This window comes from Ruegeria sp. BI12, assembly GCF_056537985.1.
This window is the reverse complement of sequence record NZ_JBQFSL010000001.1, coordinates 2407299-2429649: the sequence shown is the minus strand read 5'-3', so window position 1 is coordinate 2429649 and position 22351 is coordinate 2407299. Positions and strand designations below refer to the sequence as shown.

Genomic DNA, 22351 nt, shown 5'->3' with positions numbered 1-22351 from the left:
GCTCAATGATCCAACTAGGCGTAATCCTGACGGATCGCGGATCGAAGTACGCCGTATCAGGTGCTGCGGTTCAAACCCGCGATGACGTGGATGCCGTGCTGCAGGACCTAAAGTCCGACAAAGCTTATGCCAAGGCGACGCACAATACCTGGGCTGCGATCCTGCCGACAGGGGCGCTAAAGGCCGACGATGGCGAAAGTGGTGCCGGAATGGTCATTTTGCGCATGCTCGAAAGGGCCGGCTTGGACGGCCACGTCATCATCGTTACCCGCTGGTATGGGGGCAAAAAACTCGGTGGAGACCGCTTTCGCAGGGTTCAGGATGCCACGCGAGCCTATCTGGATCACATCGGCGTCGGGTCTTGACCTGAGTCAAATGCCTGATCGAACCGCTGCGCTATCCTGTCCAAACCGTGCGACAGGGAGACAGCGCAATGACTGGAAAGAACACTCTGAAACGACATGCGGAATTGGTCGACCAAATGGCTACCCGTGTCGGGGTTGATCTGGAAGATGCAGCCATTGGTGGTGAGGTCTCGATTGACCAGATATCTGAGGCGGTACTGCGCTGCAGGGATTGCTCGAACCCAGATCATTGCGCACAGTTTCTGGCTCAATCCGCGCAAGACCGAAAGACACCGGAATACTGCAGGAATACGGCACTGTTTGACCGCCTGGCTTCGCATTCGGACGGTTAGTACAAAGGCTGGAAAATACCAAGCCCCGCCGTTGCCCCATGTTTTGGTGCTTTGCTTGAACGAAAGGCAGATCCGTTAATGATCCGAGATATTTTGGGCGACGTGGAAAAACACTTCTGGCTCACGCGGTCGGTGGCCAGATGCATGAATGTTTCGTTGACCGAAGCGATGGTCGAGGGGCGTCTGAGCAGCAACGGCTATGCAGAGATCGTGACCCGCTGTCGCGCCTCTGGCTGCAGTGGCCAATGCGAATTGTGGCTGTCGCAGCAGCAATCCAAAGCCAACTCAGCACCGGAGTTCTGCGCAAATGCGGAAACGTTGAACGCTTTGAAGACGTGATCAGAGCTTGGAATGCGAACCGTCGCACAGCGGCGGATTGGCTGTATGCTTGCAACCGCAAAAGAACACTTTTTTGCTGGTTTCGGCGGTAAATTTCACCGGTTCAAACTGTGTTCCTTTGTGTGAACCATCGCAGAATGGTTGCCGTTCTGATTTGCCGCAGGCACACCAGAAATAGCTTTTTCCTTCGGTCACTTCGACCGGATATGGGGCTTTTTGGGCAAGTTTCGGCTGATCTGACATGTGGCTGCTCCGCTTTTGGCTGATGTCGTGAATCAACTATAGACCCTGTGGGCAGGGCGTGTAGAGCGCATCTGATTCTTTATGGAAGCAGCATGGTTTTGCCGTTCTCACAGTTCCGTGATTGATTTTGTTGCAATAAATTCAATGAGGTCGTATTTTGAGACTGGCCCGAGGTTATAGGTCAATATGAAAAATTTTAGAGGATTGACGGACATGAAACTTAAATTTGCTGCCGTAAGCGCAATTGCCCTGGTTTTGGCTGCATGCTCGCAGCAGGAAGAACCGGCACCGGTTTACATCACGCCTGAATACGACAAGTACGGCACACCGAGCTGCCCGGCAGGTACTGCATTGGCCACGACCGAAGCGGGTCAGACGGTTTGTAACCCAGTCGCTCAATAAGAATTCTACGGGCGGCCCTTTTGGGGCCGCCCGCTTTATGAACTCGATTCGACCGCCTCCTTCAGGGCGGTTTTTTCTTGCCTGCTTCAGGCTGACGCAGTGTCGGGTCAGGTTGCGCAAGCCAGTCAGCTCGCCTCCTCAGTAGCTATCAATGTCCGTGTCCAAATGACCTTCGGTGGTAGTATTGACGTTTAGACACGTACCAGGGCCCATACAGGTAGAGATAGGATTTCTTTTTTGGCTTACGCTGAACGTAAGGATCATGCCTGGCTACCGGCTTCGCTTGTTGCGCTTTGGGCGTGTAGGCTTTCGGTGAGGCATAGTGCCTGTGTATGCGGATATCGTTGTGGTTATGAATATGCTGCGATTTTGCCACGGTAAAAACTATGCCTCCCGTTCCAGCAGTGGCGGTGCCAGCGTTTGCAGGAACGGCATAAAGTTGGGACAGGAATATCGCGGCCATGCAAATGAAAGAGATTGCACGAAGGTATGACATGAAAACCCTCCTTCCTGCGAGTTGAGGTCTTCATTCATGGTCCGGGAATATCCGGTCCAAAGCCAATAAACTTAAGTCACGCTCTGCCTATCTGGGGTGAACAGATATATCAGGATCAGGTGCGTGTGCCCCATAGATCGTATTCGCCGGCTTCGTCGATCTCGACCGATACGATGTCCCCAGGTTTCAAGTCTTCGAAGCCTTCGTCGATGAACAGGTTGCCGTCGATCTCGGGCGCGTCTGCTTTCGTGCGGCATGTTGCGGCCTCGTCATCAACCTCATCCACGATCACTTCAAGGGTCTGGCCGACTTTGGCGGCCAGCTTGGCCTCGGAAATGGCCTGAGCTTTTTCCATGAAACGGTCCCAGCGCTCTTGCTTGACCTCGGCAGGGACATGATCAGGTAGATCATTCGAACGTGCGCCGTCGACGTTTTCGTATTGAAAACAGCCGACACGATCCAGTTGCGCCTCGTCCATCCAATCCAGAAGGGTCTGGAATTCGGCCTCAGTTTCACCGGGGTAACCGACGATAAATGTTGAACGCAGGGTGATATCCGGGCAGGTCGCCCGCCATGCGGCGATTTCATCCAGAGTTTTAGCCGCTGCCGCGGGGCGGGCCATGCGTTTCAGAACGTCCGGATGGGCATGTTGGAACGGGATATCCAGATAGGGCAGGATGTTGCATCCCGCGTCTGCCATCAGGGGGATCAACTCGCGTACATGCGGGTAGGGGTAGACATAATGAAGTCGAACCCATGCATCCAACTGCCCCAACTCACGCGCCAGATCGGTGATGTGGCTGCGCACTTCGCGGTCCTTCCACGGGTTCACGTCATACTTCCGGTCCAACCCATAGGCGGAAGTGTCCTGCGAGATTACCAGCAGCTCACGCACGCCATTGTCGACCAGCTTCTCGGCCTCGCGCAGTACCGCATGGGCTGGACGGCTGGCCAGCTTACCGCGCATGTCGGGAATGATGCAGAATTTGCACTTGTGATTACAGCCCTCGGAAATCTTGAGATAGCTGTAGTGGCGCGGGGTCAATTGTACGCTGGCGGCGGGTAGCAGGTCCACAAACGGATCGGGATCGGGGGGCACAGCCGAGTGCACTGCATCCAGCACCTGTTCGTATTGGTGTGGGCCGGTGACAGCCATGATGCGCGGGTGATGTTCGCGGATGTAATCCGGTTCCGCACCCAAACAGCCGGTCACGATGACCTTGCCGTTTTCCACCAAAGCCTCGCCAATCGCATCCAGAGATTCCGCCTTGGCGCTGTCGAGGAACCCGCAGGTGTTCACGATCACGGCATCCGCGCCTGAGTAGTCCGGTGATATGCCGTAACCTTCGGCACGCAAGCGCGTCAGGATACGCTCACTGTCGACCAATGCTTTGGGGCAGCCCAAGGACACCATGCCGATTGTCGGCTGGTTCGAACGTGGCGTCTCGGGCATCCGGGCGGCAGGCGCCAGGTCGGGGCGGAGGTTTGGCGGGTTCGTGGTCATGGCGCGGCATATAGTGGGGAACGCTTCCCCTTGCAAATGCGACGCAGGATTTGGATGATCTTTTTAAAACGCATGAAAAAGGCGGAGAGCAGAAAATGAAGTGGTTATTGCGCATCCTGTTTCTGTTAGTGGCAGTATTCGGCCTGATTATTGGGGCTTTGCTACTTATGCCCGGCGACAAGCTGGCCACGATATTGGCCGAGCAGGTTCGCGCCCAGACCGGTCGCGACCTGACGCTTTCAGGTGATGTGAACCTGTCTTTCTGGCCTGTATTGGGCCTGGAGACCGGTCCCGTAACCTTTGGAAACGCATCGTGGGCCGGTTCAGAACCAATGTTGAGCGCAGAAAGCCTGGCCGTAGGAGTTGAAGCCGCCGCGCTGATATCCGGGGATTTGCGGATCAAAAGGGTGATCGCCGACAATCCGGTTCTGCGGTTGGAACTTTCTGACGGGCGCGGGAATTGGGAGCTTTCAGCGCCCACAAGCGCGACCTCGACAAGCGCCACGGGAGGTGCAGCGCCGCAAGGTCAGCAAGGCGAGGTTACGCTGGATCACCTGAAACTGACGAACGCGCGCCTGATCTACATCGAAAACGGTGCAACAAAGTTCGACTTTGCCAATGTCGATCTGGCGGCCAGTTGGCCGGACGTTTCAGCGCCTCTGCAAGTTCAGGCGCAAATGGCGGTCCCGGGAGGAGAGGTCGATGTCGACCTAAAGATTCAGGATCTGCCGGCCTATGCGTCTGGTTCGGTTACGCCTCTGGATCTGACCATGACCGCCCCGGGAGGGCAGTTTGGTTTTGTTGGCCGGGTCAATCTTGCCGGTGAAATGGACGGCAGGTTGTTGGCCAAATCGACGAATACAGAACGAATGCTGGCCGCTTTTGGTCAGCCCGGCGTCGGGCTGCCTTTGGGACTGGGCCGCGAGGCCGACGTGGCCGGTCAGATGACCTATACCAGCGATGGTCGGATTTCCCTGCGCAACATGGTGGCGCTGCTTGATAACAACCGTCTGACAGGTGAGGCAGATATCGTGATCTCAGACACACCGCAGATCACCGCCCGGCTGGATGGCGGTGATCTTGATCTCACTCATTTCAACGATGCGCCCAGCAGTGGTGGCGGAGGGGCTGCGCCCCCGCCAGACCAAGGTTGGTCAACCACACCGATTGATGCTTCTGCGCTGGCCTTGGCCAACGGCAAGATCCGACTCAAAGCAAATTCGATTGCCGTGCCGGGGCTAACGCTGGGTCCCAGCGATCTGACGCTTGACCTCGATCGGTCCAGAGCAGTTCTTCAGATGAGCCCCGCCACCCTGTTCTCAGGACAATTGAACGGGCAGGTGGTTGCAAATAACCGGAACGGATTATCGGTCGGCGGCAACCTGACCGCAAATGGGATAGACATCAAACAAGCGCTGTCCGCGCTCGGTGGCATTGAGCGCCTGTCCGGCACCGGATCGGGATCGTTCGAGTTTCTGGGAGTTGGACAGACTGAAGATCAAATCATGCGCTCACTCAGCGGCAAGGGCCGCGTGGACGTGGGCAAGGGTGTGATTTCGGGGTTTGATCTGGATCGCCTGATGGGCCGCAGCGGCGGCGAGAGAGGCACAACTGCCTTCAATAGCCTGTCCGCCAGCTTCACAATAGACCAGGGGGTATTGTGGAACGATGACCTGTTGATGTCGCTGGATAACTTCCGGGCCGACGGCACCGGACGCGTCGGAATCGGTAACCGAGATATCGACTATCTTTTCACACCTGTTGCGCTGCGCGCGAATTCGGGCAATGGGATTTCCGTGCCGGTTCAGATCGTCGGGCCTTGGAGCAACCCATCGATCAAGCCAGACCTGACCAAGGTCCTGGAAGCGGTCGCCGAAGGAAAGGCCAAAGAACTTGAAGACGAGGCTAAGCAGAAAGTCTTGGACAAAGTCGGAAACGAGCTGAACACGACGATCACCGACAGTGATCAGATCGAAGACGCGATCAAGAACAAACTGGAAGACGAAGTGAACAAGGGGCTTTTGAAACTGTTTGGCGGTAACTAAAGCGCGCCAATTACAGAATGTTTCGGGGCAGGAAAGTGCCCCGAAACGCAAGTATACTTAGATGGTCTGATCGTAATCGCCCACACCGGGTTCAGTGCGAATAACTGCGTCGATATCTGCGAAGATTGCGCGCATCTCATCCTCGCTTTCGCTGCTTTCGCAGACCACAACAAGGTTCGGGGTATTCGAAGACGCGCGCACCAGACCCCAGCTGCCATTGTCCAGAATGACACGGGCGCCGTTGACGGTGACGACCTCTTTGATCGCGCGACCGGCAAAACTGTCTCCGGCATCTGCTTTTGCAACCAGCTTGTCGACCAGCCGCTGAAGAATGTCATATTTCTCGGTATCGGCGGCATAGGGCGACATGGTCGGCGTAGACCAGGTTTTTGGCAGCGCCTTGCGCAAGTCCGACATGCTTTGATCCGGGTTGCGATCCATCAGCTTGCAGATCTCAACGGCAACCCGCATTCCACAATCGTAGCCACGCCCGATCGGTTCAGCCAGAAAATAGTGGCCAGATTTTTCAAAACCGGCGAGCGCGTTGATCTCCTTGACCCGACGCTTCATGTGGCTGTGGCCGGTTTTCCAGTAATCCGCTTTGACGCCGTGGGCCTGCAATTCGGGGTCGCTTGCGAACAGGCCGGTGGATTTCACATCCGCCACGAAGGTCGAATTGGGGTACAGTTTCGCCAGATCGCGGGCCATGATCACACCGACTTTGTCGGCAAAAATCTCTTCGCCTTCATCATCCACAACACCACAGCGATCGCCGTCGCCGTCGAAGCCCAAAGCCAGATCGGCCCCGCTGGCTTTCACAGAGGCGGACATGTCGTGCAACATCTCCATAGCCTCGGGGTTGGGGTTATAGTTGGGGAAGGTGTAGTCCAATCGGGTGTGGCTGGGCACCATTTCGACGCCAATGCGTTCGAAAATCTCAGGTGCAAAGGCCGAAGCTGTTCCGTTTCCGGTTGCACATACGACTTTCAGGGGGCGGGACATTTTGAAGTCGCCGACCAGATCGTCGATGTAGGCTTCTTTTACACCATCAACGAATTCGTATGTTCCGCCTTCATGCGGGGTGCCTTCACCGTTCAGGACGATGTCGCGGAGCTCTGACATCTCGTCGGGGCCGTGTGTCAAAGGACGATCAAAGCCCATCTTGACGCCGGTCCATCCGTTCGGGTTGTGGCTGGCGGTCACCATGGCCACGGCCGGCACACCCAGATGGAATTGCGCAAAGTAAGCCATGGGGCTGAGCGCAGGACCAATGTCCTTGACCTGAATACCGGCCTGCATCAGGCCCAGGATCAGCGCATTCTTGATCGCCAGTGAATAGTCGCGATAGTCGTTGCCCACCGCAATCACCGGCTCGATCCCGCGCTTTCGCATTTGCGTACCCAGACCCAGACCAAGTGCCGTCATGCCGGGCAGGTTGATCTCTTCAGGGTATTTCCAACGTGCGTCATATTCGCGAAAGCCGGTTGGCTTGATCATCGGATCGCGCAGAAAGCTCCAGGTGTTCGGGGTCACCTCGGGGATGGGTTTCGTCATGCTATTGCTCTTACTTAAATCTGTATTGGATTGGCTTTGGCCAGTGCATCAAAGCGCATCAAAGTGTCAATCAACTGAGGCATTTGGTCCAGATAGATCATGTTAGGCCCGTCACACGGTGCATTGTCTGGATCTTGGTGGGTTTCCATGAAGACACCCGCCACGCCTACAGCAACAGCCGAGCGCGCCATGACGGGTGCAAACTCGCGCTGACCGCCGGATGCGCCGCCCAGGCCACCAGGCTGCGCCACGGTATGAGTGGCGTCCATGATCACCGGATACCCAGTTCGGGCCATTTCCGGTAATGATTGCATGTCTACGACCAGGCGGTTGTAGCCAAAGCTGACACCACGTTCGGTCAGCATGATGTTGTGGTTGTTCGTGCTTTCGATCTTGGCTGCAACATTCTGCATGTCCCAAGGCGCCAGGAACTGACCTTTCTTTACGTTGACCGTCGCGCCTGTTTGCCCCGCGGCCTTCAGAAGGGCGGTCTGTCGACACAGGAAAGCTGGGATCTGAAGGATGTCGCATACTTCGGCAACGGGCGCGCATTGCTCCTTCTCGTGCACATCTGTGGTGACAGGGACACCGATGCTGTCTTTTACCGATTGCAGCACTGCCAACCCCTTGTCGAGCCCAAGCGCAGGGGCCGCATTTACAGAGGTGCGGTTCGCCTTGTCGAACGAACCTTTGAACACGTACTGAGCGCCGGCCGCGTCGCAAGCCTCTTTCATTTTGCCTGCGATCATCTGAGCATGGTCGGCAGATTCAAGTTGGCAGGGACCGGCAATGATCGTCAGAGGCAGATCATTACCGACCGTGAGATCGGAGATTTTTACATGTTTCATGTGTCTTACGAGGATACCTGTTCACGAAGGACCGACGCGGTAAGCGAGATCAACAGGTAGATACCAGCAAACAACAGAAAAGCCAAAATCGTATTTTCGAACTTGCGCGGATAGGTGGGTTCCTGACTTGGGACTGGCCGCACCGAAACTGTCAGATAGCGTACTTTGCGGTTTGCCTCGGTCCGTGTGGTTTCCATTTGCTGCATGGCTGTCTGCAGCATCATGTCCCTTGCAACAAGATCGGCCTGCGCCATCTGAATTCGAACACTAAGCCTGGCAAGCGAGTTTTCGCCTGCAGACACATCCAGCATTTCTGAGTTGAGCTCTTCCAACACAACTTCAAGCCGCGCAATGTCAGCACGTGCGCCATCGACCTTGGCCTGGTTTGGACGACGGTTATCCAGCAATGCGGCCAACTGCAGCTCTTTTTCCTGAAGCTGTGTTTCCAAGGCGTTGATGCGGCTACGCAAGCCGGCGATGACATTTTGCGGATCCAGTAATGCGCCTTGAATCTGAAGTTCGATCAAGGCTTCCTGGGCTTTCCGCCGCTCGTTCTGAGCCATTTCGAATCCAGCCCGTGCGTCACGCATCTGGTCTTCGCGCTTGAGTTCCGTAAGCCCGTTTATCGTGTCTTCCGCGTAGGACAGCAGGCGATCGGAAATGGCTACTGAAATCTCCGGATCAGGTGCTGCAACTTCCATCCGAATGATGCCGTCACTCGGATCATATCCGATCGTGATCATCCGGCGGAAAAGCTTGTAGGTTTCTTCCAGCGTGGCGTCCGGCGAAAGCCGTTGAATTGGGTCGATCCAGTCTTGTTTGAAGATTTCGGCAAAGCCCATGTCGCGCTCAAGCCTAAGCAGAGCATCTTTGGATTCCAGGAATTCCTGTGTGGCCACAGAATCCTGCGCGGTGGCAAACTGGGTTCCCGCCAAAAGCCCGCCAAAAGCTGCACCGCCGCCGTCCGCCTGAAGGATTGAGAAGGCCGAGTCGCTGGCATACATCGGCGTTGCCACCCGGTAGAAATAGAACCCGACTATAAAGGTGGGCAGGAAGACAAAAACCGCCAAACGGACAAACAGGGTAAACAGCTTACGGCGGCGGCGGCGGGCGATGTCTTTTTGTATTTCGCCAATTTCAAACGCGCGCCGTTCTGCAGGGGTCAATTCGGGGCCGGGTAGCGTCTTTCCACCTTCGTTGACCGTTTGCGGCAAGTGAATAGTGACTTTGTCCTTTGTGTGGTCCTCGGTCTGCTCTGTTTCTCCTGCCATCCCCAGCAAGTTGGCGCGATGAAACGGGTCGATGCCTTTTTGGCGCAGCAAACGCACCGCATCATAGTCCGAGGTCGCGTCCAGCCCGTTCTTTTGTGCCAGCCTGCGTGCCATCCGCAATTGGCGTCCGGTCAGCCCCTCATTTTTGATGGCATCAGTCTCGGCGTTAGGTTGCGAGTCATTGGCGGCGGAGGGCGGCTGTGTTGCCTTGCGAATCCGAGAAATAGCGTCAGCGCGGTCTTCTTCCGTTCCTGCGCTGCGGCGTTTGCGACGCCAGTTGTAGATTTTAGCCTTGGGTTTGGTAGTCATATAACTGCTTTGCCTCTTCCAAGGTGTCGAACATATAAAGCTGGCCATCCATCAAAACGGCGGCCTCTTGTGCAAATTTTTCCAGCACAGCGGGACTGTGGGACACAATCACCATCGTTGTCGTGCGTAGTTTTTCCCGAAGAATGTCACCGGCCTTCCTGTTGAATTCCACATCCGTCGTCGCGGGCATACCTTCGTCAATCAGATACATGTCGAAATCCAGCGCCAACATCAGAGCAAACGTAAATCGTGCCTTCATACCGCTGGAATAGGTGGCCAAAGGCTGGTCAAAATACTCTCCCAATCCGCACAGCCACTTGCAGTAGGCTTCGACGTAGTCGGGGTCCATCCCGTAGATGTTGGCGACGTAGCGCGCGTTTTCCAGGGCCGACAGTTTGTTTGCGACACCCCCGGTGAATCCCATGGGAAACGATACCCTACAGGACTTTCGAATTACGCCCTCATCGGGTTTCTCCAGCCCCGCCATCATGTTGATCAAGGTGGTTTTTCCGGTTCCGTTAGGTGCAAGAATGCCAATCGAACGGCCCAATTCTACCCGGAACGAGACACTGTCCAAGATCACCTTGCGGCGAGTCCCGGTCCAAAAGGACTTACTGACATTTTCAAACTCAAGCATTAAGGGCCTGCTGCTTGTACCTTGTATACTGCACCGGATGCGCCGGTAACCGGGATTTTATCCTACGTTTTATATGGGCCATATTATGTCGAATTTTTACAGCAATGATCAATGTACCGGCAAATGTGCTGTTGGTAATGTGACTTTTCCTTCGGTTGGACCCGCGCGTTGCGTTGACTATCTTTCAGGGTGACCGTCAACCAATTTGATGCGGGAAACCTTGCCATCTGATGAATTCGCTGCAGAAAGAAATCTCATCCTGCCGTATCTGCGCGGAAAGATTTGCCGCGACAGAGACCGCCCACCAGCCGCGCCCGGTGGTCTGGTTTCAGCCGGGAACGCCAATTTTGGTTGCCGGTCAGGCGCCGGGTGCACGGGTGCACGCGTCGGGCCGGCCATTCACCGATCCATCCGGAGATCGCTTACGCGATTGGCTTGGAGTGGAAGAAACCGTGTTCTATGACCGATCACGGGTTTCGATCGTACCGATGGCTTTTTGTTTTCCGGGCTATGATGCGCGCAAGGCTGATTTGCCGCCGCCAACAGTTTGCGGGCAAACCTGGCACAAAAAGGTCATGCAAGCACTGGGCGATGTACCCCTAACCATTCTGGTGGGTGGTCACGCGCACAAGTACCACCTGAACGTGCGCGGATCGGTCACGGAAACGGTTCGCAACTGGCGGGACCATGCGCCGCGCGTCTTTGCCTTGCCTCATCCTTCTTGGCGGAATACGGCATGGATAAAGAAGAATCCGTGGTTCCAGACCGACCTTCTGCCGGTCCTGCGTGCGCGGGTGCAAGAGGTTCTGAATGACTGAAACCACCGCTTTGGACACTGCCCACGCCGCGATGAACGCTAATCCACAGGACGATGCAGCGCGTTTGCGGTTTTTCGAACGGCTTGCCGATAGCGAGCTGTTTTTGATGCTGACGGAAGAGGCAAAGGGCGAAAACATTTCGCCCGAGTTGTTTGACGTCGCTGATGGGCGTTTTGTGCTGGCCTTTGACCGCGAGGACCGGCTGGCGCGGTTTGCAGAACGCCCAGTTCCTTACGTGGCCCTGTCGGGCCGGGTGCTGTCATCCATGCTGGCGGGGCAGGGGATTGGGCTGGGGCTCAACCTTGAAGTCGCGCCATCCTCTATGCTGATCCCTTCCGAGGCGCTGGGCTGGCTGGCGGAAACGCTGCAGCACGGGCCAGAAGAGGTTCAGCAGCGGTTGGCAGAGTTCCTGCCGCCTGCGGGTCTGCCCGACGATTTGCTGACCGCGCTGGACGCTAAGCTCGCCACCGCAGTTGGGCTGGCTGAAGCCGCGTATCTGGTGGGCACGAAATCCGATGGCGGGGGTTCAGGCCACCTGCTGGGTTTCATTGGTGCGGTCGAGGGGTCCGAACCCGCACTGGCCAAGGCCGCGTCCGAGGCGTTGACGTTTTCCGGGATTGAAGCAGGGGCTATGGATGTCGGTTTCTTCGGCGCACATGATCCGGCTGCCGCATCATTGGCGCGGGTTGGCTTGCGGTTTGATCTACCGCAGCCCGAAGCGCGCGTTATCACCCAGACGACACCCGGCAGCGATCCGGATAAGCCACCGATTCTGAAGTGAAAAGCCCCGAAACCGGATGGTCTGCGGGGCTTTTGCATTTATTCTGCGGCCGCTTCCAGTTTGTCTTGGGTGCGGGTTTCGAAATCGCTGGCTTCGTGACGTTCGTGTAGCTGGGTATGAGGTTCACCGAACGGGCGGTTGACCATGCGGCCCCGCTGAACGGCCGGGCGTGCGTCAATAGCCTTGGCCCACCTCATGACGTTCTTGTAGGATTCCACGTCCAGGAATTCCGCGGCGCTGTAAAGGCGGCCCAGAACCAGTTGACCATACCACGGCCAGATTGCCATATCGGCGATAGTATAGTCCTCACCCGCGATGTAGGTTTTATCCGCCAGTTCGCGATCCAAAACGTCCAGTTGACGTTTGGTCTCCATCGTGAAGCGGTTGATCGGGTATTCATATTTTTCCGGCGCATAGGCGTAGAAATGGCCAAACCCACCGCCCAGGTAGGGTGCACTGCCCATCTGCCAGAAGACCCAGTTCATGACTTCCGCACGTTCCGGTCCGGATGCAGGCAAAAACGCACCGAACTTCTCGGCCAGATGAAACAGGATTGATGCGCTTTCAAACACGCGTGTCGGTTTGTCGCCCGAGCGATCCCAAAGAGCGGGGATTTTCGAATTTGGGTTGGCTCCGACAAAGCCCGAACTGAATTGGTCGCCTTCGCCGATGTTGACCAGCCACGCGTTGTATTCAGCGCCTTCATGACCCAATGCCAGCAGTTCTTCCAGCATCACGGTTACCTTGACGCCGTTGGGGGTGGCCAGCGAGTAAAGCTGTAGCGGGTGCCGCCCAACCGGCAGATCCTTGTCGTGGGTGGCGCCGGCGATCGGGCGATTGATGTTGGCGAATTGGCCGCCATTCTGGCTGTCCCAAGTCCAGACCTTTGGGGGCGTATAGGTCGGTTGCTCGCTCATTTCTTGCCTTTCTTCACAAAGTGCAGGTGAATTGTCCGTCCGTTCCAACAGCTAATGTTGCAAAGCCCAGAGTCCAACCCCCATGGGCGCAGCGTTTTTTGTAACATTCCTCACCTGACTTCTCACGAATCCTCATTCAACGTCACAGCGACGCGAGGGGGACTTCGCAACCCATCTGAATCGCCTATTGTAAGTTCAGACCCGTAAGTTCGGGCAGATATACAACCCCGAGGACAAAAGGACTTGCCACCATGAAACGTTTTGCCCTGACAGTCGCTGCGGCGCTGACCCTTGCCGCACCGGCCTTTGCTGGCGATCAATATGTTGACGGCACCGGTTTTGCAGTTTCCGGTTACGATGTCGTCGCCTACCGTGATCTGGATCAGGTTGCGATTGGTCAATCTCAGCCCGAAGCTGTGCGCGGGCACGCAGATATTACTGCGGAATACAACGGCGCCACCTGGGCATTTGCATCAGAAGAAAATCGCGACAAGTTTCTGGAAAACCCGGCATACTATGCCCCGCAATATGACGGGCATTGCGCGTATGGTGTGTCGAAAGGCGGAAAAGTTCCCGCGAACCCGAACCTGTGGCGCATCGTCGATGATAAACTTTATCTGAACATCACCGATGTGGTTGTTGGATTTTGGGAAGAAGACGTACCCGGCAACATTAACATCGCAGAAGGCAATTGGCCGGGGATCGAACCTGACGGAGCATCCACCAGCGTGATTCCGAAATTCACCTCGGAAGGCCCGATTTCAAACTAAGTGGCCACTCACCAAGTCAAAGCCCGGCCCATTTTAGCCGGGCTTTTCCGTCAATGTGCGAACGAGAATTCGTCCCGCATCTGCTGATCGGCATCGAACCGAATTCGAACGCTCTTAGCCCCCGGGAACGTCCGGGCCGTGATCGCATCCGGCACAACAACTTCACCACCGCCCGAGTTGTTTGACTGGAAATTCAGCACCTCGGTTTCGGTCTGGCGTGAGCTTGCTAAAACTGATGTCGGCAATGCCACACGGTTTGCACCCTCATAGACCGGCGTTGAGACAAAGAAGGTCACATGACGCCCAAAGAATCCGACCGCATCAGGCACATGATCTGACTTGCATATCAGCTCGGAATCCGGAACTTCGACTTCGTCCGATCTGTCCGGCAACGCTGTGTTCAGCAGGGCGCGGCATGCGTTTATGTCGGCTGTTTCCAGTGAAAGGATACGACGGCGCAGTTTTGGACGTCGGGGTTTCCCCGACCCGACACCTTTGCCCGCCAGACCTTCTTTGCGCAAAAAATCGTACGCATCCTTGGCGCGGGTAAACCCGGAACTGTCGCCTTGGGCCTGGTCTGGATGACCATGGAACGCAATGTCTCGCCAGGCGCTCCTGATATCATCTGAGGTTGCGCTTTGATCCAGCCCCAGAGCATGCAGTGCCTCTGCGCGGGCGTTGATCTTGTCAACAGATTCCATAACCTAACTTACTCATTACAAAAAATAACACTGCCCCAGTTTCACCAGGGTCGTGAATTTGTCAAATTTCACGCAAAATTGAGGTGCATGGAGGAACAATTGCGGCGGGTGGCGGCAATTGTTCTCAGTTTTTCCGTAGCATGGAGCCGCTCTTCGTTTGGCCCGGTCAGGCGACGTTTTGCAACTCGGCTTTTGGGGTGATGCCAAGGGCAAAACATACGTCGCGGGTCAGTTCAGGACGGTTCAACGTGTAGAAATGCAGCTTGTCCACGCCACCTTCGATCAGGTCCGAACACAGCTCGGTACACAGTGCTGTGGCCAATAAATCTTCACGATCGTCGCGCACCGCTTTGTCGAATGCGTGCTCAACCCAATCCGGAATGCGTGTACCGCAACGCTTGGCAAAATTGCGTGCGCCTCTCCAGTTCTCGATAGGCAGAATGCCAGGCACGATGGGCTTGTCGATGCCAGCTTTTGCACAGGCATCGCGGAACCGGAAAAACGTCTCGGCCTCAAAGAAGAACTGCGTCAGGGCCTCGTCTGCCCCTGCATCCAGTTTGGCCTTGAGCCAATCAATGTCAGTGCGGGCGTTCTGTGCTTCGGGGTGAATGTCTGGGTAGGCTCCGACACGAATGCTGAACATCTCGGTCTCGGCCAGGGCCGAGATCAGCTCAACTGAGTTTGCAAAACCATCCGGATGCGGCTTGAACCGGTCCTGACCGGTGGGCGGATCGCCCCGCAAGGCCACAATATCCTGCACGCCTGCGCGCGCGAATGTGTCCGCGATTTCAAGCGTTTCCTGGCGCGAGGCATCCACGCATGTCAAATGCGCGGCAACCGGCAGGCCTGAGGACTTGTGAAGGGTCGCCACCGCATCGCGTGTCAGTTCCCGCGTTGTGCCACCCGCACCATACGTAACCGAGACAAAGCGTGGCTCTAGCGGGGCCAGTGTCTGAACCGTATCCCAAAGGCGAAACGAGGCCTCGAGCGTCTTGGGCGGAAAGAACTCGAACGAAATTTCTGGCTTGGTCATCTCGGCCTCATTTGATTGGTACAGAGACCTTGTGCCAGTTCCGGCAATGTGAGACAAACTCATATTATTCAAGAACAACATGAGTATCACTGCAATGCACATCGAATTCCGCCACCTGCGCACGATCAAGGCGATCCATGAATGTGGTGGGTTGGCCCGTGCGGCGGATCAATTGAACATCACCCAATCGGCGCTGAGCCACCAAATCAAAGGACTAGAGGATCAGGCAGGGGTTGAGTTGTTTTTGCGCCGATCCAAGCCGATGAAACTGTCTGCGGCCGGGTTGCGCTTGCTGCGTTTGGCCGAACAGATCTTGCCGCAAGTCGAGGCCACACAACAGGAATTCTCGTCGCTTCGGGATGGACGGACCGGACGTATGCATATCGCAATCGAATGCCACGCCTGTTTCGAATGGTTGTTCCCGGTGCTTGAATCTTTCCGGAAGTCGTGGGGCGACGTGGACGTCGATATCCGGCCTGGATTGGCATTCGACGCCCTGCCTGCGTTGCAAAAAGAAGAGGTTGATCTGGTCGTTTCGTCCGATCCAGAAGATCTGCCTGGCATCGAGTTCATTGAACTGTTCGACTATGACGCTGTCTTTGTCGCGGCCTCGTCCCATCCGCTGGCTCAGAAAGAGTTTATCGAAGCCGAGGATTTTCGTGGGCAGACCCTGATCACGTACCCGGTAGAACGCACCCGGTTGGACGTGTTCAGCCAGTTGCTCATCCCCGCTCGGGTCGAACCGGCGGCGATCCGGCAGGTTGAATTGACTGCGGTGATCCTTTTGCTGGTCGCATCGAACCGCGGCATTTCTGTTCTGCCCGATTGGGTTGTGCGCGAAGTGAAGTATAATTCGGACTATGTTACACGTCCGCTGACCAAAGAAGGTATCACCCGCAGGCTTTACGCTGCAGTGCGTGCCGAGGACCTGGAAAAACCCTTCGTGCAAGAGCTGATTCAGCTGGCCGGTACCGAGGCGCGCAAGCTGCAGACGCAATAGGCGAAAAACGCGGGTCTGCTATGCGTATCATTCCTCTTGGCAAGGGGGCTTTGCATCAGTATACGCGCGGTTTGACCGGACAGGAGCCTTTGGACAATGGTTGGCAGTGCAAACCTCAACATCATGATCAAAGCCGCGCGCAAGGCGGGGCGTTCTTTGGTCAAGGATTTCCGTGAAGTCGAGAACCTTCAGGTGTCGATGAAAGGCGCGGGCGACTTCGTGTCCAAAGCTGACATTGCCGCCGAGGCGATCCTGAAAGAGGAACTGCTGGGCGCGCGTCCAACCTATGGCTGGCTGGCCGAAGAGGGCGGCGCAATTGACGGCGAAGACCCAACCCGTCGCTGGATCGTCGATCCGCTGGACGGTACTACGAACTTCCTGCACGGTTTGCCGCACTGGGCAATCTCGATCGCGCTGGAACACAAGGGCAAGATCGTGGCTGGCGTGATCTATGACGCAGCCAAGGATGAGATGTTCTTTGCCGAAAAAGGCGAGGGTGCGTGGATGAATGACATGCGCATCCGTGTCTCGGGTCGTCATCGGATGATCGAGTCGGTTTTCTCGACCGGCCTGCCCTTTGGTGGTCGCTCGGACCTTCCTGCAACCTTGCAGGACTTGGCGCGTCTGATGCCTGTTTGTGCCGGTGTGCGCCGCTGGGGCGCCGCTGCACTGGACATGGCTTATGTGGCCGCCGGGCGTTACGAAGGCTTCTGGGAACGTCGCCTGAATGCATGGGACTTGGCGGCCGGGATCATCATCGTCAAGGAAGCTGGCGGATTTGTCCAGGCGCTGAATCCTGAAGGTGACGTTCTGGAAGACGGTGAAGTGATCTGTTCGAACGAACCGATTTTTGACCAGTTCTCCAAGGTGATCCGGGGCTGATAGCCTAACCGCCAATTCAATAGGCATGCGCCAACTTAGAGGCGTTTTCCGCCTTCACAAGTTCGCATGTTGCTAACAGCAATCTCTCACCCGGCCACGGGTACAACTGGCTGTGTCCATGCAATTCCTGGACCGGCCGGAGGGCGTGTGGACCACGGTGCCCCGGTTAGAGCGCCGACCTCAATCCGCATTGGCTGCCCGCTCGGGGAGCAAATGGCGATGATTGCCGCTGGCACCGCATTTCAACCCTTACAGCAGGAAATCACGTGTCTTACCAGGACCAGCTTGCGCGACCTTGAAGACCTATTATCTGCGGGGCACGCGGGGGATACGGGACTGCGTTAGCTTGTACTTGTGTTCTGGATGCGGCGGATGGCCGTGGGTGCGACTCCAGAAATCAGTGCCACCGCGCCGCAGCCAAAGTGGAATGCAAAGGATCAATCCTACGAAAAATCCACCCGTATGGGCCCAATATGCCACCCCGCCTTCGTCCGGGTTGCTGGCCAGACTTCCAAAGAACTGGATGGCTAACCAAACCCCTAGCATGACAAAGGCTGGTATCGTGAATACCCGGAAATAAACGATGAGTATCAGCAGGATATCAACGCGGGCTTTGGGGAACAGCAGCAGGTAGCCGCCCATGACGCCCGCAATCGCACCCGATGCCCCAATGGTCGGCACCACCGAACCCGGCGCTGTGACGATGTGGATCAGACCCGCCCCAATGCCGGCGGCAGTGTAGAACAGCAGAAAGGGCAGGTGGCCCATTTCATCTTCGAGGTTGTCGCCAAAAATCCATAGGAATAGCATGTTTCCCGCAAGATGCATCCACCCGCCATGCAGGAACATCGACGTCACCAACGTTTCAAAGGCAAACCCGTCGGCAATCCGCGCCGGGATAATCGCATAGTCGTAGTACACCTGATTGATCAGCCGAGCATCGTTCATGATGCCCACATAGCTTAGGAATATCAGGATATTGGCCGCCATCAGCAGGTAGACGACATACGGCGTTCGCCCCGAAGGGTTATGGTCACGGATTGGAAACATGAGGCGACGCTGGGCTTTTCCCGGCCCAGCGTCAAGGCATGCTTACGCCGCACCCCCAAGCAAAGCGGCATTGCCACCAGCGGCTGTTGTATCAACGCACAGGTGGCGCTCAGCCAGAACCCGTGCGCGGTCCGGATGGCCCGGGATCAGCGGCAGGATCGGGCCGTCCCGACGGGCGAGGTGTCGTTCGATCTCACGCGCTGTATCGTCATCGCCCCACCAAAGCACGCCCGATATCCCGGTGATATTCTCCAACCGGTGCAAATCCAGCGAACCTGTCGCCTGAATGGCCGTTCCCCCAAGCGCCTGAACTGCGTCAGCCTGCGCGCGCGCGACCTCGGCTCCGGGGCCCATGCACAGCAATGGCGCGCGTGGGAACTCGCTTAGCCGATTGGATTCGCCTGTTGGGCCTGGCAATGTCTTGGTCTGCACCGGAGCGGGCGTACCCTGAGCGCCGGAAATCTCGCTCATCTGGCTATCCCATTGATCGTCGGACTGCTGCCGGTCAGGGGCGCAGAATCGTGCCATGTAGTTCGGCCCACCAGCCTTGGGGCCCGTGCCTGAAAGCCCTTCGCCGCCAAATGGCTGAGACCCCACGATTGCACCGATCTGGTTGCGGTTGACGTAGATGTTTCCGGCGTGCACTGCCTCGGTGATGTGCTGCACGCGGTCGTCGATCCGAGTATGCAGGCCAAAGGTCAGCCCGTATCCAGTGGCGTTTATATCGGCGATGATCTGATCAATCTCGGATGCCTTGAAGCGTATGACATGCAGGACAGGGCCAAAAATTTCGTGTTGCAACGCGGAAATGCCGGGTATCTCGATAAGCGTCGGGGCGATGAACGTCCCTTCGGGCGGTACGCCGGTTTCTTTCAAAACGCGCCCTTCTGCGCGGGCTTTGGCAATGTGATCCGCGATGCCCTGGCGCGCGGTCTCATCAATGACCGGTCCGCAATCGGTCGCGATCAACCACGGATCGCCAACCAGCAGAGCATCCATTGCGCCGGTCAGCATTGTTAGAAGATCGTCGGCGATATCCTCCTGAACATAGAGGCATCGCAAGGCCGAGCACCGTTGTCCTGCAGATTGGAACGCGCTTTCGATGATGGATTGAACGGCCTGTTCAGGCAGGGCGGTGCTGTCCACGATCATCGCGTTCAATCCGCCAGTCTCGGCGATCAGCGGCGTACCAGGGCGCAGGTTTTCAGCCATCGATGCGCGGATTTTTAACGCAGTTGCGGTTGATCCGGTAAACGCAACGCCCGAGACGCGCGGGTCCGAGGTCAGAGCAGCGCCGACTGAGGGACCACCCGGCAGAAGCTGAAGTGCGTCTCGGGGAATTCCGGCCTCGTGCAATAGTTGAACAGCGCGATGCGCAGTCAGCGGCGTCTGTGGCGCAGGTTTAGCCAGAACGGCGTTGCCTGTGGCCAGGGCCGCTGAAATCTGGCCTGTGAAGATGGCCAGAGGGAAGTTCCATGGGCTGATGCAAGTAAATGTACCCGCCGGTTTGGCATCAGGAATGTTCGCGGCGTAGTAACGCAGGAAATCCACCGCCTCTCGCAACTCAGCGACCGCGTCGGGTACTGATTTACCTGCCTCGCGCGCCAGCAAGGCGAAAAGTTCACCGAAATGAGCCTCGTACAGGTCGGCTGCGATATTCAGGATACGCGATCGTTCGACCGGTGATGTCTGCCATGGTGCGGCGCATGCCAGAGCAAGCTCGACATCTTCCGCGCTGGCGGTGGCGACGGCTCCGGGTCGATCCTGCGGCTGGGACGGGTTCATGACCGGTTGGTCCTGTTCCGGATTTGCGTCACCGGACAACAGCGGTTGCGCATACCAGTGGTGTGCCCGGAATGCATCCCGCGCAGCGTCGATCCTGTCTAACGTTGGGGTATGATGAAGGTCGAATCCTTTCGAGTTGACGCGTTCCGGTTGGAACAGGTCTGGCCCGGTTGGCAGCGGGCGGACCTGATCCTTGAGCGTCAGGAACGGATCGGCGGCCACCTCTTCCGGGGGGACGTTCTCGTCTACAATCTGGTTGACGAACGACGAGTTTGCACCGTTCTCTAGCAGGCGTCGCACCAGATAAGCCAGAAGATCCCGATGTGCCCCGACTGGCGCATAAATCCGACACCCTGTATTGCTTTGGTCTTTGACAAGCTGGTGCAGGGTCTCGCCCATCCCATGCAAGCGCTGGAATTCAAAAGGCTGGCCCTCAGCCATGTGAAGGATCGCACTGACCGTATGGGCATTGTGGGTGGCAAATTGCGGATAAATGCGATCGGTCATGCCCAGCAGCTTGCGCGCATTGGCGATGTACGAAATATCCGTTGCCGCCTTGCGGGTGAACACCGGAAAGCCATCTACGCCTTCGACCTGAGCCCGTTTGACTTCGGTATCCCAATACGCGCCCTTGACCAGGCGAACCATCAACTTGCGATCGTGGCGCTCGGCCATCTCATACAGCGTGTCCAGCACGAGCCCAGCACGCGGCCCGTAAGCCTGAACCACGATTCCCAGACCGTCCCAACCGGACAGGGCGGGTTCGGCCATCACGGCTTCTACTACCTGCAGAGAAAGGGACAGACGGTCTGCTTCCTCGGCGTCAATGTTCAGACCCATTCCAGCGGCCTTTGTCAACAGGCACAACGCGCGCAACCGGGGAACCAACTCGTCCATAACCCGTTGTTCCTGCGCCAATTCATAGCGTGGATGCAACGCCGACAGTTTGACTGAAATCCCCGGATTGGCCCGGATATCATCGTGAATACAGGCTTCTGCGATGGCTGCAATCGCGCGTGAATAGGACAGGTGATATCGGGCGGCATCTGCCTCGGTCCGGGCGGCCTCTCCCAACATGTCGTAGGAATAGGTGTAGCCCTTGGTCTCCATCCCGTTGGCACGATCCATGGCTGATTGGATGGTCTCGCCCAATACGAACTGACGACCCATTTCCTTCATCGCGCGTCCAACGGCCGTTCGGATCACGGGTTCGCCCAGACGCTTGATAGCCCCGCGAAGCGCGCCGACCGGAGAGGCCTTGCCTTCGTCCAACACCTTGCCAGTCAGCATCAAAGCCCAAGTGGATGCATTGACCAGCGACGATGAGGACTGACCCAAATGCTTGCCCCAATCCGACGGCGCAATCTTGTCCTCGATCAGCGCGTCGATCGTGTCGGCATCGGGTACGCGCAACAGCGCTTCGGCCAGACACATTAACGCGATGCCTTCGTCCGTGGAGAGGCCATATTCTGCAAGGAACACTTCCATCATACCAGGTGAGGTGCTGGATCGGATATCACGCACCAATTGCGCCGCAGACGCGCAAATCGCGTTGCGGTCGGTCGCGCTGAGGTCGGCCTTGGCGATTAGTGCGCCAAGAACCTCACTGGGGTCGGCATAGGTTTGGGCATCAATTCGGGTGCGCAGGCTGTGTGACATGTATCCTCCGGTCTTTTGAATAATATAGTGTCGATTATTCGGGACGATTGCCTTATTTTCGCACGTGGATAGGCGAATGGCCTGTTTTTTGGGGTGCAGACGATGCAAAAAGACTTTCCGGGATTGGATCGGTTCGACAGGACAATTCTGGCGATTCTGGCCGAGGATGGCCGGATACCCATCGCCGATCTCGCGCGGCGCATCGGACTGTCAAAATCCCCGACTCAAGCACGTGTGAAGAGACTTGAGGCAGAAGGCATTATCACAGGTTATCGCGCCTTGCTGGACCCCATTCGCCTTGGTTTGGACCACGTTGCCTTTGTTGAGGTCCGCCTGACCGACACGCGCGAGAAGGCTTTGGCCGAGTTTAACGCCGCCGTTCGGAAGGTGCCCGAAATTGAGCAAGCTCATATGATTGCGTCGAATTTTGACTATCTGCTGAAAATACGCACTAGGTCGATGTCGGAATACCGTGCCGTTCTTGCCGAAAAGATATCATCGTTGCCGCATGTCGCCAGTACCTCAACGTTTGTTGCGATGGAGGCTGTGAAAGAGACTGGCGTATCTGGAGCTTTGGACGCGATGGGTTGACGAACGCCTTGTGCGGGTC

Annotated in this window: 22 protein-coding genes; 11 read left to right on the top strand and 11 right to left on the bottom strand. The window is 56.7% G+C overall.

All coding sequences use genetic code 11. From position 1 onward, the window contains the following. Positions 1 to 5: 5 nt before the first annotated feature. From ACR0AK_RS12230 to ACR0AK_RS12220, 3 genes are all read left to right on the top strand, one after another. A complete protein-coding gene (locus tag ACR0AK_RS12230) occupies positions 6 to 365 on the top strand; it encodes a YigZ family protein (RefSeq protein ID WP_438826308.1) in 360 nt (119 codons plus the stop codon). 68 nt (positions 366 to 433) lie between these two features. Then, on the top strand, positions 434 to 697 hold the full coding sequence (locus ACR0AK_RS12225; protein ID WP_480793480.1) for a DUF6455 family protein: 264 nt from the start codon (positions 434 to 436) through the stop codon (positions 695 to 697). A gap of 78 nt (positions 698 to 775) precedes the next feature. Next, positions 776 to 1036 carry a DUF6455 family protein gene (locus ACR0AK_RS12220; RefSeq protein WP_480793479.1) on the top strand — a complete coding sequence of 87 codons (261 nt, stop codon included), beginning with the start codon at positions 776 to 778 and terminating at the stop codon, positions 1034 to 1036. Here ACR0AK_RS12220 and ACR0AK_RS12215 read toward each other — a convergent pair whose 3' ends face one another. After that, positions 1037 to 1279: a CDGSH iron-sulfur domain-containing protein gene (locus ACR0AK_RS12215; protein WP_170558921.1), complete on the bottom strand. Its 243-nt coding sequence runs from the start codon at positions 1277 to 1279 to the stop codon at positions 1037 to 1039. 213 nt (positions 1280 to 1492) lie between these two features. Here ACR0AK_RS12215 and ACR0AK_RS12210 point away from each other — a divergent pair, with 213 nt between their 5' ends. Then, entirely contained in the window at positions 1493 to 1681 is a 189-nt protein-coding gene (locus ACR0AK_RS12210) for a hypothetical protein (RefSeq protein WP_170558919.1), read from the top strand. A 611-nt stretch (positions 1682 to 2292) separates the two neighbouring features. Here the strand turns inward: ACR0AK_RS12210 and rimO are convergent. Further along, the gene (gene rimO / locus ACR0AK_RS12205) at positions 2293 to 3681 is read right to left on the bottom strand and encodes a 30S ribosomal protein S12 methylthiotransferase RimO (RefSeq protein ID WP_480793478.1); all 1389 of its coding nucleotides are present in this window, start codon (positions 3679 to 3681) and stop codon (positions 2293 to 2295) included. Between the two features lie 95 nt (positions 3682 to 3776). Between rimO and ACR0AK_RS12200 the strand changes: the two genes are divergently transcribed. Then, positions 3777 to 5726 (top strand): AsmA family protein, encoded by a 1950-nt coding sequence (locus tag ACR0AK_RS12200; protein WP_480793477.1) that lies wholly within the window; start codon positions 3777 to 3779, stop codon positions 5724 to 5726. 57 nt (positions 5727 to 5783) lie between these two features. Here the strand turns inward: ACR0AK_RS12200 and ACR0AK_RS12195 are convergent, their stop codons facing one another. From ACR0AK_RS12195 to ACR0AK_RS12180, 4 genes are read right to left on the bottom strand one after another with little or no spacing between them, the layout of a single operon-like run. Next, positions 5784 to 7280: a phosphomannomutase/phosphoglucomutase gene (locus ACR0AK_RS12195; protein ID WP_480793476.1), complete on the bottom strand. Its 1497-nt coding sequence runs from the start codon at positions 7278 to 7280 to the stop codon at positions 5784 to 5786. A 14-nt stretch (positions 7281 to 7294) separates the two neighbouring features. Next, the gene (gene kdsA, locus ACR0AK_RS12190) at positions 7295 to 8128 is read right to left on the bottom strand and encodes a 3-deoxy-8-phosphooctulonate synthase (protein WP_170558911.1); all 834 of its coding nucleotides are present in this window, start codon (positions 8126 to 8128) and stop codon (positions 7295 to 7297) included. 5 nt (positions 8129 to 8133) lie between these two features. Then, positions 8134 to 9708 (bottom strand): KpsE/RkpR family capsule polysaccharide export protein, encoded by a 1575-nt coding sequence (locus ACR0AK_RS12185; RefSeq protein ID WP_480793475.1) that lies wholly within the window; start codon positions 9706 to 9708, stop codon positions 8134 to 8136. Continuing rightward, the gene (locus tag ACR0AK_RS12180; RefSeq protein WP_170558908.1) at positions 9686 to 10345 is read right to left on the bottom strand and encodes an ABC transporter ATP-binding protein; all 660 of its coding nucleotides are present in this window, start codon (positions 10343 to 10345) and stop codon (positions 9686 to 9688) included. Before ACR0AK_RS12180 ends, ACR0AK_RS12185 begins: the two co-directional genes overlap by 23 nt. A gap of 230 nt (positions 10346 to 10575) precedes the next feature. Here ACR0AK_RS12180 and ACR0AK_RS12175 point away from each other — a divergent pair, with 230 nt between their 5' ends. Beyond that, positions 10576 to 11163: a uracil-DNA glycosylase family protein gene (locus ACR0AK_RS12175; RefSeq protein WP_480793474.1), complete on the top strand. Its 588-nt coding sequence runs from the start codon at positions 10576 to 10578 to the stop codon at positions 11161 to 11163. Then, positions 11156 to 11944 (top strand): SseB family protein, encoded by a 789-nt coding sequence (locus ACR0AK_RS12170; RefSeq protein WP_170558904.1) that lies wholly within the window; start codon positions 11156 to 11158, stop codon positions 11942 to 11944. Before ACR0AK_RS12175 ends, ACR0AK_RS12170 begins: the two co-directional genes overlap by 8 nt. 38 nt (positions 11945 to 11982) lie before the next feature. Here the strand turns inward: ACR0AK_RS12170 and yghU are convergent, their stop codons facing one another. After that, complete coding sequence (yghU, locus tag ACR0AK_RS12165; RefSeq protein WP_170558902.1) at positions 11983 to 12861, bottom strand: glutathione-dependent disulfide-bond oxidoreductase; 879 nt, start codon at positions 12859 to 12861, stop codon at positions 11983 to 11985. A gap of 251 nt (positions 12862 to 13112) precedes the next feature. On the opposite strand from yghU, the gene ACR0AK_RS12160 reads away from it, so the two are divergent. Beyond that, complete coding sequence (locus ACR0AK_RS12160) at positions 13113 to 13631, top strand: YHS domain-containing (seleno)protein (RefSeq protein ID WP_170558901.1); 519 nt, start codon at positions 13113 to 13115, stop codon at positions 13629 to 13631. Between the two features lie 50 nt (positions 13632 to 13681). Here the strand turns inward: ACR0AK_RS12160 and ACR0AK_RS12155 are convergent, their stop codons facing one another. Then, positions 13682 to 14332, bottom strand: coding sequence for a J domain-containing protein (locus tag ACR0AK_RS12155; protein ID WP_170558900.1), 651 nt, complete (start codon positions 14330 to 14332; stop codon positions 13682 to 13684). Positions 14333 to 14498: 166 nt separating this feature from the next. Further along, positions 14499 to 15365 (bottom strand): methylenetetrahydrofolate reductase [NAD(P)H], encoded by an 867-nt coding sequence (gene metF / locus ACR0AK_RS12150; protein ID WP_480793473.1) that lies wholly within the window; start codon positions 15363 to 15365, stop codon positions 14499 to 14501. A gap of 94 nt (positions 15366 to 15459) precedes the next feature. Between metF and ACR0AK_RS12145 the strand changes: the two genes are divergently transcribed. Beyond that, positions 15460 to 16365, top strand: a complete 906-nt coding sequence (locus tag ACR0AK_RS12145; RefSeq protein WP_170559380.1) for a LysR family transcriptional regulator — start codon at positions 15460 to 15462, stop codon at positions 16363 to 16365. A 96-nt stretch (positions 16366 to 16461) separates the two neighbouring features. Then, positions 16462 to 17247 (top strand): inositol monophosphatase family protein, encoded by a 786-nt coding sequence (locus ACR0AK_RS12140; RefSeq protein ID WP_170558898.1) that lies wholly within the window; start codon positions 16462 to 16464, stop codon positions 17245 to 17247. Between the two features lie 306 nt (positions 17248 to 17553). Here ACR0AK_RS12140 and ACR0AK_RS12135 read toward each other — a convergent pair whose 3' ends face one another. Together ACR0AK_RS12135 and putA are read right to left on the bottom strand one after the other, a co-directional pair. Next, a complete protein-coding gene (locus ACR0AK_RS12135; RefSeq protein WP_480793472.1) occupies positions 17554 to 18297 on the bottom strand; it encodes a rhomboid family intramembrane serine protease in 744 nt (247 codons plus the stop codon). A gap of 42 nt (positions 18298 to 18339) precedes the next feature. Further along, entirely contained in the window at positions 18340 to 21741 is a 3402-nt protein-coding gene (putA, locus tag ACR0AK_RS12130; RefSeq protein WP_480793471.1) for a bifunctional proline dehydrogenase/L-glutamate gamma-semialdehyde dehydrogenase PutA, read from the bottom strand. Positions 21742 to 21843: 102 nt separating this feature from the next. Between putA and ACR0AK_RS12125 the strand changes: the two genes are divergently transcribed. Continuing rightward, a complete protein-coding gene (locus ACR0AK_RS12125) occupies positions 21844 to 22332 on the top strand; it encodes an Lrp/AsnC family transcriptional regulator (protein ID WP_170558895.1) in 489 nt (162 codons plus the stop codon). Positions 22333 to 22351: the final 19 nt, after the last annotated feature.